Genomic DNA, 14,507 nt, shown 5'->3' with positions numbered 1-14,507 from the left:
CATTCCCCGGTGGCTAATCTCGGTTTCGTGAATGGTCGCCCTGGCGTGTTCTCTTTGGCCGGATTGTGCGTTCTCGCCGGAATCCTCGTGGCCGGAACGGTGGCGCCCGCCGCCATCGGCGCGGGACTGGTGTCGAATCAGGTGAGCGATTCGGTGGACGCCATTTCCGCCCAGCTCGCCGCGGCCGATCCCCCGCTCACCACGACCGTGACCGATCGCGACGGCACCCCCATCGCGACGCTCTACTCGCAGTACCGCCTCCCGGTCACCGCGGCGGGCGTCGCGACAACCATGAAGGCCGCGATCATCGCGGTCGAGGACCGCCGGTTCTACACCGAAGGCGGCGTCGACCTGCAGGGGATGCTCCGCGCGGCGGTCAACGACAGCACCGGCGGCGCACTGCAGGGCGCGTCGACGATCACGCAGCAGTACGTCAAGAACTACCTCGTGAACGTCGTCGACCGGACCGACCCGGCGGCGCAGCAGGCCGACCGCGAAGATTCGCTCGCGCGCAAGCTGCGGGAGGCGAAAATGGCCGTCCAGCTCAACGACACCACGAGCAAGGACGACATTCTGGCCGATTACCTCAACGTGGTCGAATTCAGCGGAACGGTGTACGGGGTCGGCGCCGCAGCGAAAGCCTACTTCGGGACGACGGCGGACAAACTGACCGTGCCACAGGCGGCGTTGCTCGCCGGAATGGTGAACAACCCGAGCATCTACAACCCGTACACGCACCCGGACCGCGCGCTGCAGCGGCGCAACCTGGTCATCGACGACATGGTCACCAACGGCTCCATCCCGGCGGCCTACGCCGCGACGGCCAAGGCGGCGCCGCTCGGGCTGCTGCCGAACGGCCCCGTGACGCCGTCCGGCACCTGCCTGGGCGCTGCGCCCGACGCGGGGTTCTTCTGCGCCTACGCGGAAAGCTACCTCGTGCGAGCAGGGTTCACCGCGGATCAGCTGGCCACCGGCGGGTACACGATCAAGACGACGCTCGACCCGCGCGTCTCGCAGGTGACGAAGGACGCCGTCGACGCGAACGTGCCGACCACCCAGGACGGCGTGGCCAACACCTTCGCCGTCGTGCAGCCGGGTTCGACCGGCCACCAAGTGCTCGCGATGGTCGCCAACCGGAACTACGGGACCGACCCGGACCAGGGCGAGACGTCCACGAACATCGTGGCCGACGCGAGCAACGAGTTCGGCGCGGGTTCGTCGTTCAAGATCTTCACCTCGGCCGCGGCGCTCGTCACCGGCAAGGCGGGTCTCGAGACGCCGCTGCCCAACCCGGACAGCCAGTGCTTCCCGGTGCCGGACGCGCATTCGTCCTGCTACACCGTCCACAACGACGGTCACTACGCCGACCCGATCACCCTCGCCGACGGGCTGGCGACGTCACCGAACGTCGCGTTCGTCGGGCTGGAGAGCCAGGTGGGGATGCCCGCCGTGCTCGACATGGCCGCCAAGCTCGGGCTGCGGAACACCCTCGCGACCAACGACGCCGGGCGCACGCCGGACCCGGCGTCGGGCAACCCCCAGTTCAGCGAGCCGCAGTCGCAGTACTTCCGGAACCTGCTGTCGTTCACCCTCGGCAACAGCCCGGTGAGCCCGCTGGAGATGGCGAACGTCTCGGCGACGCTGATGAGCGGCGGCGTCTGGTGCCCGCCGAACCCGATCCTCTCGGTGACCGACCGGGACGGCAATCCCGTTCCGGTGGCGCAGCAGGGGTGCGAGCAGGTCATCCCGGCCGGGGTGGCGAACACCCTCGAAGCGGGCCTGAGCAAGGACACCACGGACGGGACGTCCGCCGAAGCGGCGCGCGCGGCCGGCTGGACCCGGCCCGACATCGGCAAGACGGGCACGACCCAGCAGAGCGAGTCCGTCGCGTTCGTCGGCGGCGTCGACGACTACGCGGTGTCGTCCATGGTCTTCGCCGACGGGCCGCACCCGCGGGAGATCTGCCCGGGCACCCCGGTCCACCTCGGCGACTGCGGGCACGGCGCGTTCGGCGGCACGGTCGCCGCGCCGCCGTACTTCCACGCGATGAGCCGGTTGCTGGCGGGCGTGCCGGACCAGCCGATCCCCGGGCCCGATCCGGCGTACCTGACTGCGCGGTCCTAAGGCGGTCCTACCGGGGCTCGAGGAACACGAGCGGGATCTCGCGCTCGGTCTTGGTCTGGTACTGCGCGTAGTTCTTGAAGTCGCCGGTGATCTTCGGCCACAGCTTCGCGCGCTCTTCGGCGTCGGCGATCCGCGCACGCATCGGCCGCTTCGGCGCGCCCTTGAGCGACACCTCGACCTCCGGGTTGTCACGCAGGTTGAGGAACCACGCGGGGTGCGTGTCGTCCCCGCCGCGCGAAGCCACGACGACGAGCGTGTCGCCGTCCTGGTGCGGCGAGGTCAGCATCACCGAGCGGGGCTGCCCGCTCTTGCGGCCGACCGTGGTGAGCTCGAGGACCGGCATGGCGGCGTTCCAGCCCACCCGCCCGCCGGTGAGCTTGATCAGGCCGCGGTGCACGGCGTTCATGGTCTTGAGGACGAAGTCGCTCGGCATGGCCCCAATCTAGTGCGGGCCCACCGCCGACACCGTTCGAGCCGAATGTCCACTTTGCCGGGTCCTTGTCCGGACGGGTTCGCGAAAACCGCCACCGCGCACCGCACGGGTGTGCGACGCTGCGCGGCGAACAAGCGAACCGACAGGAGAAACACCGATGCTGATCTGGGGCTGGCGCACGCGCATCTACGTGCTGGCGATGACGACGTTCTTGTGCGGCCGGTGCGGCAACCCCGCCTCGCACGCGGTGCGCAAGGCGGTCACGAAGTTCACGCTGTTCTTCATCCCGCTCTTCCCGATCGGCGTCAAGTACACCGCCCAGTGCACCTTCTGCGGCATCGAGAACCGGATCCCGAAGGAAGACGCGGTCCGGCTGCAGGCCCAGGAGGAGCAGGGCCAGGCCGGGCAGCAGCAGGCCGCGCCGGGGTACCCGTCCCAGCCGCAGGGGTACGAGCAGCCGCAGCACCCGTCCCAGCAGGGCTACCCGCAGCCGCAGCACCCTTCGCAGCCGCAGGGCTTCCCGCAGCAGGGCCAGTACCCCCAGCAGGGCCAGCAGGGCCAGTTCCCGCAGCAGGGCCGCTGACCGTCCCGGTCAGCCGGAGATCCACCGCCTGGCGGCGTCGACGTGCGGCGCCGCCAGGACACTGACCGGTCACCGTCAGCTTGGGATCCGCTGCCCGGCGGCACAGTCGTCCGCCCGCCAGGCCACTGACCGGCCCACTCGCGCAGCTCCGCTCCGCCACCTCGGCGAGCGCGGCCGCGTCGTCCAGCCCCGGCGGCGCCCTCTCCGGAGAGCACCGCCCCAGTGCCCACGCGGCGGCCACCGCGTGCGTGCCCAGCCGGGGCGAGCGCGGGCCGGGCCGCCGCCGGGCTCCGCGACCTCCCACGCAAGACCACCCATCCGAGTGGGATCTGCGACGACGTGAACGGCGGCGGCGACTGCCTTCACCTCGTCTCGCGTGGCGCGTGCAGGGCCGCCAGCGCACACGCCTGGTCCTCGCACGCGGCCCCCAGCGCGGCCATCGCGACAGCGTCTTCTCGCGCCCGTCCGCCCAGCGTGTGGTCACTTTCGAGGACCGAGCGCGCGGCCTCTTCGAGCGCGCTCGCGACGAGGGCGCACAGGTCCGCCGGCCGGTGGGCCGGCGTGACCAGCTCCTTCTGGAAGGCCGTCGGCACGGCGGCAGGAAACACCCCGGACGGGGGACCGGCATCTCGTCGCCCCGGCCCGGAATTGTCGGTCCCCCGTGCTCTCCTCGACGGCGAGAGCGGTGCACCCCGCACCCGGAGGAGAAGGAGAGACCGATGGCAGGCGAAACGACGGTCACCGTGGTCGGCAACCTGACGGCCGACCCCGAACTGCGCTTCACCCCGGCCGGCGCCGCGGTCGCGAACTTCACGGTCGCGTCCACGCCACGCGTGTTCGACCGGGAGTCCGGCGCCTGGCGCGACGGCGACGCGATGTTCCTGCGCTGCAGTCTGTGGCGGCAGTACGCGGAGAACGTCGCGGAGTCGCTCGGGCGCGGAACGCGCGTGGTCGTCCACGGCCGGCTGAGACAGCGGTCGTACGACACGAAGGAGGGTGAGAAGCGCACCGTGACGGAGCTGGACGTCGACGAGATCGGCCCGTCGCTGCGCTACGCCACGGCGAAGGTGACGAAGGTCAGCCGCGTCACCGGGAGCGAGGGCAGCACGTCGTGGACGCCCGAGCCGGTGGCCGTCGGCGGGCCCCCGTTCTGAGCCCCATCCGCGCGCGGCCGGGATCCGAACAACCGTCGACAGGAAGTCGACTCGGCCTGTATCGGCGGCGGCGACGATGAAGAGGACGCTCCGGCCGGATCTCACCGGATGTGCTGTCGAAATCCCGTCAGCTGGTTCGACGCACAGGTAGGACGAAGCCGAACCACGAGCGGGAGGGACCGACATGAACGGGAACGAGAAGACCGGAACGCCGTCTCTGGTGAACCGCCGGATGCTGGCGATGCTGCGAGCGGTCGGTGCCGGCCGCGGCCGCGTGTCGTGCAGCAGCGAGCCCGACCTCTTCATCGACGGCCTGTCCTGCGGCGACCAGTTCGCGGCCCACGCGCTGGCCCACCAGGGCCTGGTCCGCGCGGCCCGCCCCGGCCGCCCCGGCGAGCTGGTCCCGGCAGTCCTGACCACGGCAGGCCGAGCCATCCTCACCACAGAGCAGCAGCAGGCCGCCTGACTGGCGACCGGCACGACGTTTGACAACTCCAGAAGGAAACGGGCAGCCGCACTCCGGGCGGGGACGCCTGGATCGCTCGCGCCGCCCATGACAGCGGTCGCCGCGGCCGAGGCCGGCCCGGGCAACCGCACGCGCCCTGCCCGAAGGGCCGCCCCGGCGCTCCGGGCGACTTGGCCCCACCCGGCGACATCCCGGACCCGGACGATCGTCGCGGCAGACACCAGTCCGCCGGCCCCGGCCCGAGCGCAGGTTCCGGCACCCGGCCCAACCGCCGGTCCCGGCCCCGCCCGGGATCGCGACTACCGTGGCGGACATGAGCAACACCGAGGCCGCCCCCGCCGAGCTCGCCTGTGGCGACCGGCCGACGGCCGCCGACCCCGATCGGCCGGCCGTCGAGGTCCTCGCCGCGCGCGAGGTGCCGCTGGGCGGTCCGCGGGCGATGCGGGTCCGGCGGACGCTCCCCCAGCGGGCCCGGTCGCTGATCGGCGCCTGGTGCTTCGCCGACCACTACGGCCCGGACGAGGTCACGGCACCGGGCGCGATGGACGTCGCGCCCCACCCGCACACCGGCCTCCAGACGGTGAGCTGGCTGTTCGACGGCGAGATCGAGCACCGCGACAGCCTGGGCACGCACGCGATGGTCCGGCCGGGCGAGCTGAACCTGATGACCGGCGGGCACGGCATCTGCCACTCGGAGGTCTCGACCGCGGCGGCGAAGACCCTGCACGGCGTCCAGCTCTGGGTGGCGCTGCCGGAGCGGCACCGGCACACGGGCCGCGCCTTCGACCACTACGTGCCCTCCGTGAACCGGATCGAAGGCGCCGAGATCCGGGTGTTCCTCGGCTCGTTGGCCGGGCGCACCTCCCCGATCCCGACGTTCAGCCCGCTGCTGGGCGCGGAGATCGTGCTGGGCCCGGACGCCCACATGTCCCTCGGCGTGGACCCCCGGTTCGAGCACGGCGTCCTGGTCGACACGGGCGACGTCGTCGTGGCGGGCACCCGCGTCCGCGCGACGGAGCTGGGCTACCTCGGCGTCGGCGTGCGCTCCCTGACGCTCAGCAACCGGGGCGCCGGACCGGCGCGGTTCCTCCTGCTGGGCGGCACCCCGTTCGACGAAGAGATCCTGATGTGGTGGAACTTCGTCGGCCGCACCCACGAAGAGATCGCGGAGTTCCGCGAAGCCTGGCAGGCGGAGTCGGACCAGTTCGGCAGCGTCACCGGCTACACGGGCACCCCGCAGCGGCTCCCGGCCCCGGAGCTCCCGGCGGTGCGCATCAAACCGCGCCGCAACCCGGCGTCAGGTCAGGAAGCCCGCCACGGCTGACCCGAACGCGGCGGCGTCATCCAGCCAGGGGTAGTGCGCGGCGCCGGGCAGGGCGACGGCCCGCCCGTCCGGGAAGAGCGCGGCGAACTCGACGGCGACGGCGGGGCTGGCGATCCAGTCCAGCTCACCGGCCAGCACCAGCACCGGAGCGTCGACGGCGCCGAGGGCGGCCCGGGTGACCTCGGGTTCGAAGGCGCCCTCGGAGTTGTAGACCCGCGCGGCGGCGCCGTTGCGCTGGCCGGCCTCGGTGGCCTGGTGCCGCCGGGCGGCGTCGTCCCAGCGGCCGTAGTACACCGGCGCGACGGTGGCCCAGTCGACGCTGGTCGCCGCCCGGGCGGCGATCGCCTCGTAAGCCGCGGCGGCGTCGGCGAACCAGGGCTCACCGGCCCGTCGCGCCATGATCCGCCGCCGGTCGGCGACGGGCAGCTGCAAACCGACGGCCCGCGGGCTCGGCGCGACGAGCGCGAGCCGCCGCAGCCGTCCGGGATACCGCGCGGCGTAGAGGACGGCCAGGCTCGCCCCGGCCGAGTGCCCGAGCAGGTCGAACCGTTCGAGGCCGAGGTGCTTGCGCAGCGCCTCGACGTCCTCGACCTGGCGGTCGCACCGGTAGGTCCCGGGGTCGCCGGGTTCCTCGGAGTCACCGGTGCCCCGCAGGTCCAGCACGACCAGGCGCGCGCTGAGCCCGCCGAGATCTCCGAGGTAGGCACCGGCCCGCATCGGGCCACCGGGCAGGCACACCACCGGTGCCTCGGCACCGGAGCCGGACCGGCGGAAGGCGAGCCCGGTCCCGTCCGGCGCGGAAAAGATCGGCATGCTCCCGACCTTCTCAGGGACGGGCACCCCTGTCACCGCTCCCGGGCAAGGTAGGCCTCCAGCGTCGCCAGCCGGTGCCCGCGGGCGAACCGCTCGACCTCGTCCGGTGTTCCCCCGCCCTCGATCAGGTCGAGCAGCCGGTCGTGCTCCTCGACCGACGCCGGTGCGCGCCCCGGGACGGACGAGAACGTGCTGTCGCGGACCGCGGCCAGCCGGGTCCAGCAGCGTTGCACCAGGTCGACCAGGTTCGGGTTCGGGCAGGCGCCGAACAGCACCTCGTGGAACTCGGCGTTCAGCGCGGTGAACGCGAGCGGGTCGAACTCGGCGAGGCTGCGGCGCATCCGGTCGTTGAGCCCGCGGGCCCGCGCCAGTGCCTCCGGCGTGAGCAGCGGCGCGGCGAGGCCGGTCGCCGCGCCCTCGACGATCGCCACGGTCTCCATCGCGTGCCGGTACGCGGTGGGGTCGATCGCCACCACCCGGGCGCCGACGTTCCGCTCGAACTGGATCAGCTCCTCGGCCTCCAGCCGGCGCAGGGCCTCGCGGACGGGCACCGCGCTGACGTCGAGCTCGCGGCCGATCTGGTCGAGCACCAGCCGGTAGCCGGGCCCGTAGCGGCCGTCGAGGATCCTGGCTTTGATCGTCTCGTAGGCCAGCTGGGACTTCGTGACCGGTCTTCCCGAGGACGCGCTGATCATGTAGGAAACCGTATATGGTCCTGCCGACGGACGACGCCCAGGAGGCCGCGCCGATGCCGATTCCCCAGCCCGCCCCGACCGCGGCCGACCTGATCGTCGACGGGCTGCGGGCCCACGGCGTCGACACCGTCTTCGGCCTGCCCGGCGTGCAGACCTACGACCTGTTCGACAGCCTCGCCCGGGCCGGCGACGAGATCCGTGTGATCGGCGCCCGGCACGAGCAGACCGTCGCCTACATGGCGTTCGGGTACGCCCAGGCGACCGGGCGCCCCGGCGTCTACACGGTGGTGCCGGGCCCGGGGGTCCTCAACTCGTCGGCCGCGCTGCTCTCGGCGCACGGGGCGAGCGCACCGGTCGTGTGCCTGACGAGCGAGATCCCGCGCGCGTACCTCGGCCGCGGGCTCGGGCACCTGCACGAGATGCCCGACCAGCTGGCGACCCTGCGGACGATGACCAAGTGGTCGGCGCTGGTCGAGCACCCGGCCGAGGTCCCGGACGCGCTGGCGACCGCGTTCCGGGAGGCGGCGGGCGGGCGGCCGCGGCCGGTTTCGCTGGCGGTGCCGTGGGACGTGCTGGGGCTGCGCGCCCCGGCCGAAGCCGCCGGCCCGCTGCCGTTGCCACGTCCGGCCGTCGACCCGGTCGCCGTCGAGAAGGCCGCGGACCTGCTGGCCGGCGCGAAGAACCCGATGATCATGGTGGGCGGCGGCGCCCGGCACGCCGCCGCCGAAGTCCGCGCGCTGGCCGAACGGCTGCAGGCGCCGGTGGTGCCGTTCCGCGGCGGGCGCGGCGTCGTCGGCGACGACCACCCGCTCGGCTTCACCTGCGTCTCCGGCTTCGAGCGGTGGGCCGAGACGGACGTCGTGGTGGGCATCGGCTCGCGGATGGAGCTGTCCTGGTTCCGCTGGCCGGACAAGCCCGCGGGCCTGAAGACGATCCTGCTCGACATCGACCCGCGGCAGGCGACCCGGCTGGAGGCGGACATCGCGATCGTCGCCGACTCCGCCGACGCCACGGCCGCGTTGACCGCAGCCCTCGGTCCACAACGGACGGACCGGACCGCGGAGTTCACGGCCCTGAAGGTTGCGGTGGCCGAGCGGGTCGGCGACGTCGGGCCGGAACTGGAGTACCTGCGGGCGATCCGGGACGTCCTGCCCCGTGACGGCTTCTTCGTCGAAGAGATCTGCCAGGTCGGGTTCGCGTCCTACTTCGGGTTCGAGGTCCACTCCCCGCGCACCTTCGTCACCTGCGGCCACCAGGGCACGCTCGGCTTCGGCTACCCGACGGCGCTCGGCGTGCAGGCGGCCTTCCCCGGCCGTCCGGTGGTTTCGGTGGCCGGGGACGGCGGCTTCATGTTCGCCGCGCAGGAGCTGGCGACGGCCGTCCAATACGGACTGAACGTGGTGGCGGTCGTGTTCGACAACGGCTACTACGGCAACGTCCACCTCGACCAGGAGCGGCTGTTCGAGGGCCGGGCGCTGGGCGGCCGGCTGCGGAACCCGGACTTCGCGCGGCTCGCCGAGACGTTCGGCGCGCTCGGCCTGACCGCGCGCACCCCGGACGACCTGCGCGGCGCGCTGGACAAGGCGTTCGCCGCGGGCCGGCCGGCGCTGGTGCACGTGCCGTGCGACCTGGGTGCCGGCGCGTCGCCCTGGAAGTACCTGATGCCGAAGTCGGACCGCAGCTAACCGGCGGTCACGCGCTCCAGCGCGGCGAAGATCCGCTCGACGTCGGCCGCGGTCGTCCGCCAGTTGCTGAACGCGGCCCGCAGCGCGGGGCGGCCGTCGTACACGGTCGGCGTGAGGAACGTGGTCCCGTCCTCGGCGATGGCGCGGACGAGGGCGTCGATCCGGTCCTGGGTCACCTCACCGGCCGGGGTGAAGCAGACGACGTTGAGCCGTACCGGCGCGAGCAGTTGCCAGCGGGGCGAGCCGTCGATCCGCGCACCCAGGTCGCGGGCGAGCGCGACGCAGCGCTCGACGATCTCGCGGTGCCCTTCGCGGCCGTAGGCCACCAGCGAGAACCAGGCCGGGAGGGCGCGCAGGCGGCGGGAGTTCTCCGGCGTGAGGTGCAGGAAGTCCGGGGTGTCGCCGATTTCGCCGAGGTAGGCCGCGTTGTTGCTGAACACCCGCAGCTGCAGGTCGCGGCGCCGGGTGAACTGGACGGCCGAGTCGTAGGGCACGTTGAGCCACTTGTGCAGGTCGATGACCACGGAGTCGGCCTGGTCGAGACCCGCGGTCAGCGCCGCGTGCTCCGGGGCGAGCGCGGCGAACCCGCCGAACGCGGCGTCGACGTGCAGCCAGAAGTCGTACTGGTGCTTGAGCGCGGCGATCGCGCGCAGGTCGTCGAAGTCGACGGTGTTGACCGTGCCCGCGTTCGCGACGACGACGGCCGGGCCGTCGAGCGTTTCGAGCGCCTCGGCGAGCTTCGCGACGTCGACGGCTTCGCGCCCCGGAAGCACCGGAACCCTCCGCAGCGAGGAACGGCCCATCCCAAGGAACGACAACGCCTTGAAGATGCTCGAGTGCGGCGAGCCGGACAGGACGGTGACCGGGCCGAGCGCGGCGGCGCCTTCGTCGGAAACCGTCACGCCGGCCCGCTCGCCGAGCCATTCGCGCGCGATGGCCAGTCCGGTCACGGTGGACATCGTGGCCCCGGTGACGAACGCGCCGGAGAACTCCGGGCCGAGCCCGAACAGCTCGGCCAGCCAGCCGACGGTCTCGCGTTCCAGGTCCTGGGCCGAGGAGTCCATCCCGCTGGCGGGGTTCTGGTCGTAGGTCGCGGTGAGCCAGTCCCCGGCCAGCGAGGCCGGGGTCGCGCCGCCGGTCACGAATCCGAGGTAACGGGGTCCCGCGCTGCCCGCGAAACCGGGCTCCCAGCGCTGCGCGAACTCCTCCAGCGCGGCCCGGCCCCCGATGCCGTCGACCGGCAGCGGCGCCACGGCCGCGGCGGCGGGCGGAACGGCGGCGGCCCGTTCGGGCAGCCCGGCGAGCGCTTCGCCGGCGAGTTTCCTTGCGGCGTCGAGGAGATCGGGCAGGGAGTTCAGGTCTTCGGCGAGCCTCGGGTGCATCTCCCCGACGCTAGGCGCGGAAAGGACCGCTGTCGCGGTCCAATCCCCCGAAACTGGCCCGCTCCCCTCCCGTTTCGCCCCAGCTCACGCTGATGCCCCACCAATCACAAGTGATGCCCCTTCGATCACAGGTGATGCCCGCGCAATCACGCGAGATGCCGTTCCAATCACGCGACCCGACGGCCCGGCACGCCAGCCGACCATCGCCACACGCCTGCCACAGCGGTCACTGGCGGCGAAGCCTGCGGACCCGTCCCTCGGCCGGGTCGAACGTCACCCGGCGCAGCGGCCCCGTGAGCAGCAGCACCACCGCCATCGACGACAGCGCGGCCAGCACCATCGCGGCGACGAACTGGGCTGCACCGGACGTCGCCGTGCCCAGGACCGCGAAGCCGACCAGCACCAACGCCGCCGGTGCCAGCAGGCCACCCAGGACCGGCAGCAGCGGCACCCGGTCACCGTCGGGGCGGCGGGCGGACACCACCGCCGCCCCGGCGCAGGTGACCGCGGCGACCAAAAGACAGCCGCCGACGGTGTCGCTCAACCGGTGCCAGCCCAGTGCCACGGCCGCGGCCGAGACCCAGGCCACCCCGATTCCGCCGGCCACCATGGCCGGCAGGCGGAACCGGCGGGGCAAAACGATCGCGAGCGACACCAGCACGGCCATCGCCGCGCTGACGTGCCCGCTCGGGAAGCTGTTGTGGCTCGCGACGCCGAACCGGTCGCCGGTGCTCGGGCGGTCCAGCACGTAGAGCTTGAGCAACTGCGCCACCACCAGGGGCGCGGCGAGCAGGAGCAAGGCCATCACGCCGAGGGCGAACCGGCGCCGCACCAGGGAGATCACCATGATCAGCACCGCGACCGCGCCGAGCAGGACCACCAGATCGGTTTCCCGCAGCGGGGCCGCCCAGTCGACGGTGGGCCCCGCGGTCTGGGCGCTGCGGACGACGCCGTTCTCGACGCCGCGGCCGGCCTCGGTGCGGACGAAGAGCAAGTAGGCCGCGACGAAGGCGAGGGTGAACCCGGCCGCGCTCGCGGCGAGCACGGCCGTGCGGGACGCGGCCCGGGTCACGAGCGCGTGGCGGGTGGTGCCGGCCGACGGGGTGGCGGGTGGCGCCTCGAAGAAGATCACTGCCATGTCTCCGAGTCTGGCGACGGCATTTCGAGATCGCGTCAGCGCGATGTCATGGTTTTGCTACAAGATCCGCCCGGGTCGCGACGACGTGCGCTTTTCCGAATAATGGCGCCGTGGCCGAGGTACTGGTGGTGGAAGACGACGCGGCGGTGCGAGAAGGCCTGCAACTGGCCCTGCGCCGGCAGGGACACGTGGTGCACACCGCGGAATCGGGCGAGCTCGGCATCGAGGTGCTCGTGCACCACCGGCCCGACATCGTCGTGCTCGACCTGATGCTGCCCGGCATGGACGGCTTCGAGACCTGCCGCCGGATGCGGGCGTCCGGCCCGGTCCCGATCATCATGCTCACCGCGCGCAGTGACGACTTCGACGTCGTGGCCGGGCTGGAAGCGGGCGCGGACGACTACGTCGCCAAGCCGGTCGAGCCCCGCGTCCTGGACGCGCGGATCCGGGCCGTGCTGCGCCGGGCGGTCGGCGAGCGGCCCACCGAACCGTCCCAGCCCGAGGAACGGCACGGCGACCTGGTGATCGACCGGGCCGCGCTCGAGGTGACCAAGCGCGGCACCCCGGTGTCCCTGACCCCGACCGAGCTGAAACTGCTGCTGGAGCTCTCGCGCACGCCCGGGCAGGTGTACAGCCGGCAGCAGATCCTCTCCGCCGTGTGGGACCACGACTACCTCGGCGACTCCCGGCTCGTCGACGCGTGCGTGCAGCGGCTGCGGGCGAAGATCGAGGACGTGCCGGCGAAACCGGAGTACGTGCAGACGGTCCGCGGGTTCGGCTACCGGTTCGGCCGGTCGTGAACCAGCGGATCCTGTCGTGGCTCGCCGGGCTGAGACCCCGGCTGGTCGCCGCCTTCGCGGTCATCATGATCCTCGGCGCCACCGCCGCGGCCGGCGCGAGCTACGTCTCCGCGCGCAACGCCATCCTGAAGGGCATCCAGGACCAGACGATGCTGAAGCTGCGCGACCAGATCGTCGCGTACCTGCCGACCGTGTCGCTGCCGCCGTCGCAGGCCACGATCGACTCGTTCGCGGCGACGCTCAAGCCCAGCTCCGCCCTCGTCGTCTACCACGACCTGCACTCGACTTCGGGCATGTCGGTGGACGACGTGCCCGCCGACCTGCGCCACGCCGTGGCCACCAGCACGAACATCCAGTTCCAGCGGGTCGACGTCCGGGGGTTCCCCCTGTTCTTCGTCGGGATCCCGGTGCAGACGGGCAACGAGCCGAGCGGCCTCGAGGTCTACGCGGTGGTGTCCCTGGACCAGGAGCAGGCCGCGATCGACGACCTGGCCCGGACGGCCTGGCAGACCGCCGCGCTCGCCCTGCCGTTCGCCGTGGGGCTCGCGCTGCTCGCGGCGCGGCAGGTGCTGCGGCCGGTGCGCGCGCTGAACACCGCGGCGAGCCAGCTCGGCCGGGGACGGCTCGACGTGCGATTGCGGGTGAAGGGCTCCGACGAGCTCGCGCAGCTGGTCACGACGTTCAACAACACCGCGGCGGAGCTGGAGCGCACGGTGGGCACGCTGCGCGCGATGGAGGCCGACGCGCGGCGGTTCGTCGCCGACGTCTCGCACGAGCTGCGCACGCCGCTGGCGGCGATGAACGCCGTCACCGACGTCCTCGACGAAGACGCCGGTCAGCTGCCGCCGGACACCGCGGTCGCGGCGCGGCTGGTGTCGGCCGAGACGCGGCGGCTGACCCGGCTGGTGCAGGACCTGATCGAGATCTCCCGGTTCGACGCCGGGCGCGCGGAGCTGCGCCGGGAGGAGCTGGACGTCGCCGCGGCGGTCACCGAAAGCTTCGCCGCGCGGGGCTGGGAACCCGGCGCCGACCTGGTCGCCGACCTGCCGTCCGGGATCACGGCCCGGCTCGACCGGCGGCGGCTGGACATCGTCGTGGCGAACCTGGTCGGCAACGCCCTGCGCCACGGCGCGCCGCCGGTCGAGGTGACGCTGCGGCACGACCGCGGTGACGTCGTGCTCACGGTCATCGACCACGGGCCGGGCATCCCCGAGGACGTGCTGCCGCGGGTCTTCGACCGCTTCGCCAAGGCCGACACGGCACGCGCGCGGTCCGAGGGCAGCGGGCTCGGCCTGTCCATCGCGCGCGAGAACGCGCGGCTGCACGGCGGCGACATCGTCGCGGCCAACACCGGCACCGGCGCCCGGTTCGAGCTGCGGCTGCCCCGGGAGGCGTGGTGAAGAAGCTCCTGGCCCTGGCGGTACTGCTGCTGGTGAGCGCGTGCGGGGTCAAGCCGACGCCGGTGATCGAGGCCGGGCCGGCGCCGACGTTGCGCGGCCCGGCGAGCAACGGGCACGGCGCCGACGTGATCCTCTACTTCCTCATCGGCAACCGGGTGGCGCCGGTGGCGCGGCCGGCCAACGGCGAGGTGACCGTCGAGTCGGCGCTGACGAGGCTGCTGGACGGGCCGTCCGCCGCCGAGGCGGCGGACGGCTACACGACGGCGCTCCCGCGCCGGACCGGCACGATCACCCTGGCCCCCGGCTCGCCGGGGTCGATCAACTTCTCGTTCCCCCTGAGACCGATCACGGGCGCCGGGATCAACCAGCTGGTGTGCACCGCGTTCGCGGCTTTCGCGGCCGAGGGCCGCTATTCCATCGACGGCACCATCGCCCTCTCCGGGACGGACATCCAGCTGCCGTACCAGACCTGCCAGGCCTGAGCGAGTTCGTCCACAAAGGACCAAGGCC

The 14,507-nt window shown here is 72.8% G+C and carries 15 protein-coding genes; 9 read left to right on the top strand and 6 right to left on the bottom strand.

Annotation, left to right across the window (positions count from 1 at the left end):
• Positions 1-45: 45 nt before the first annotated feature.
• Entirely contained in the window at positions 46-2,124 is a 2,079-nt protein-coding gene (locus tag ACH54P_RS44975; RefSeq protein WP_489917003.1) for a transglycosylase domain-containing protein, read from the top strand.
• A 7-nt stretch (positions 2,125-2,131) separates the two neighbouring features.
• Here the strand turns inward: ACH54P_RS44975 and ACH54P_RS44970 are convergent, their stop codons facing one another.
• Entirely contained in the window at positions 2,132-2,557 is a 426-nt protein-coding gene (locus ACH54P_RS44970; RefSeq protein ID WP_489909402.1) for a nitroreductase/quinone reductase family protein, read from the bottom strand.
• Between the two features lie 157 nt (positions 2,558-2,714).
• Here ACH54P_RS44970 and ACH54P_RS44965 point away from each other — a divergent pair, with 157 nt between their 5' ends.
• On the top strand, positions 2,715-3,140 hold the full coding sequence (locus tag ACH54P_RS44965; protein WP_489909401.1) for a zinc ribbon domain-containing protein: 426 nt from the start codon (positions 2,715-2,717) through the stop codon (positions 3,138-3,140).
• 362 nt (positions 3,141-3,502) lie between these two features.
• Here the strand turns inward: ACH54P_RS44965 and ACH54P_RS44960 are convergent, their stop codons facing one another.
• Positions 3,503-3,733, bottom strand: coding sequence for a hypothetical protein (locus ACH54P_RS44960; RefSeq protein WP_489909400.1), 231 nt, complete (start codon positions 3,731-3,733; stop codon positions 3,503-3,505).
• A 126-nt stretch (positions 3,734-3,859) separates the two neighbouring features.
• Here ACH54P_RS44960 and ACH54P_RS44955 point away from each other — a divergent pair, with 126 nt between their 5' ends.
• From ACH54P_RS44955 to ACH54P_RS44945, 3 genes are all read left to right on the top strand, one after another.
• Positions 3,860-4,294 (top strand): single-stranded DNA-binding protein, encoded by a 435-nt coding sequence (locus ACH54P_RS44955; protein ID WP_489909399.1) that lies wholly within the window; start codon positions 3,860-3,862, stop codon positions 4,292-4,294.
• A 184-nt stretch (positions 4,295-4,478) separates the two neighbouring features.
• Entirely contained in the window at positions 4,479-4,760 is a 282-nt protein-coding gene (locus ACH54P_RS44950) for a hypothetical protein (RefSeq protein WP_489909398.1), read from the top strand.
• Positions 4,761-5,073: 313 nt separating this feature from the next.
• On the top strand, positions 5,074-6,084 hold the full coding sequence (locus ACH54P_RS44945) for a pirin family protein (protein WP_489909397.1): 1,011 nt from the start codon (positions 5,074-5,076) through the stop codon (positions 6,082-6,084).
• Here the strand turns inward: ACH54P_RS44945 and ACH54P_RS44940 are convergent.
• Both ACH54P_RS44940 and ACH54P_RS44935 read right to left on the bottom strand, forming a co-directional pair.
• A complete protein-coding gene (locus tag ACH54P_RS44940) occupies positions 6,058-6,897 on the bottom strand; it encodes an alpha/beta fold hydrolase (RefSeq protein WP_489909396.1) in 840 nt (279 codons plus the stop codon). The genes ACH54P_RS44945 and ACH54P_RS44940 overlap by 27 nt on opposite strands.
• A gap of 32 nt (positions 6,898-6,929) precedes the next feature.
• Entirely contained in the window at positions 6,930-7,592 is a 663-nt protein-coding gene (locus ACH54P_RS44935) for a GntR family transcriptional regulator (RefSeq protein ID WP_489909395.1), read from the bottom strand.
• A gap of 14 nt (positions 7,593-7,606) precedes the next feature.
• Here ACH54P_RS44935 and ACH54P_RS44930 point away from each other — a divergent pair, with 14 nt between their 5' ends.
• A complete protein-coding gene (locus tag ACH54P_RS44930) occupies positions 7,607-9,277 on the top strand; it encodes a thiamine pyrophosphate-dependent enzyme (RefSeq protein WP_489909394.1) in 1,671 nt (556 codons plus the stop codon).
• On the opposite strand, the gene ACH54P_RS44925 is transcribed toward ACH54P_RS44930, so the two are convergent.
• Entirely contained in the window at positions 9,274-10,659 is a 1,386-nt protein-coding gene (locus ACH54P_RS44925; RefSeq protein ID WP_489909393.1) for a pyridoxal phosphate-dependent decarboxylase family protein, read from the bottom strand. The genes ACH54P_RS44930 and ACH54P_RS44925 overlap by 4 nt on opposite strands.
• A gap of 226 nt (positions 10,660-10,885) precedes the next feature.
• On the bottom strand, positions 10,886-11,797 hold the full coding sequence (locus ACH54P_RS44920) for a phosphatase PAP2 family protein (protein WP_489909391.1): 912 nt from the start codon (positions 11,795-11,797) through the stop codon (positions 10,886-10,888).
• Between the two features lie 110 nt (positions 11,798-11,907).
• On the opposite strand from ACH54P_RS44920, the gene ACH54P_RS44915 reads away from it, so the two are divergent.
• From ACH54P_RS44915 to ACH54P_RS44905, 3 genes are all read left to right on the top strand, one after another.
• Complete coding sequence (locus ACH54P_RS44915) at positions 11,908-12,597, top strand: response regulator (RefSeq protein ID WP_489909390.1); 690 nt, start codon at positions 11,908-11,910, stop codon at positions 12,595-12,597.
• Between the two features lie 65 nt (positions 12,598-12,662).
• Complete coding sequence (locus ACH54P_RS44910) at positions 12,663-13,997, top strand: ATP-binding protein (RefSeq protein ID WP_489917001.1); 1,335 nt, start codon at positions 12,663-12,665, stop codon at positions 13,995-13,997.
• Positions 13,994-14,479, top strand: coding sequence for a hypothetical protein (locus ACH54P_RS44905; protein ID WP_489909388.1), 486 nt, complete (start codon positions 13,994-13,996; stop codon positions 14,477-14,479). The genes ACH54P_RS44910 and ACH54P_RS44905 overlap by 4 nt, the downstream gene beginning before the upstream one ends.
• Positions 14,480-14,507: the final 28 nt, after the last annotated feature.

Source organism: Amycolatopsis sp. N2S4-7 (assembly GCF_058119595.1).
This window is presented reverse-complemented; position numbering and strand designations above follow the sequence as displayed.

Coding starts and splice junctions, on each gene's coding strand:
- ACH54P_RS44970 (WP_489909402.1), bottom strand. CDS start 2,557: ATGCCGAGCGACTTCGTCCTCAAGACCATGAACGCCGTGCACCGCGGC.
- ACH54P_RS44965 (WP_489909401.1), top strand. CDS start 2,715: ATGCTGATCTGGGGCTGGCGCACGCGCATCTACGTGCTGGCGATGACG.
- ACH54P_RS44955 (WP_489909399.1), top strand. CDS start 3,860: ATGGCAGGCGAAACGACGGTCACCGTGGTCGGCAACCTGACGGCCGAC.
- ACH54P_RS44950 (WP_489909398.1), top strand. CDS start 4,479: ATGAACGGGAACGAGAAGACCGGAACGCCGTCTCTGGTGAACCGCCGG.
- ACH54P_RS44945 (WP_489909397.1), top strand. CDS start 5,074: ATGAGCAACACCGAGGCCGCCCCCGCCGAGCTCGCCTGTGGCGACCGG.
- ACH54P_RS44940 (WP_489909396.1), bottom strand. CDS start 6,897: ATGCCGATCTTTTCCGCGCCGGACGGGACCGGGCTCGCCTTCCGCCGG.
- ACH54P_RS44935 (WP_489909395.1), bottom strand. CDS start 7,592: ATGATCAGCGCGTCCTCGGGAAGACCGGTCACGAAGTCCCAGCTGGCC.
- ACH54P_RS44930 (WP_489909394.1), top strand. CDS start 7,607: ATGGTCCTGCCGACGGACGACGCCCAGGAGGCCGCGCCGATGCCGATT.
- ACH54P_RS44925 (WP_489909393.1), bottom strand. CDS start 10,659: ATGCACCCGAGGCTCGCCGAAGACCTGAACTCCCTGCCCGATCTCCTC.
- ACH54P_RS44920 (WP_489909391.1), bottom strand. CDS start 11,797: ATGGCAGTGATCTTCTTCGAGGCGCCACCCGCCACCCCGTCGGCCGGC.
- ACH54P_RS44910 (WP_489917001.1), top strand. CDS start 12,663: ATGATCCTCGGCGCCACCGCCGCGGCCGGCGCGAGCTACGTCTCCGCG.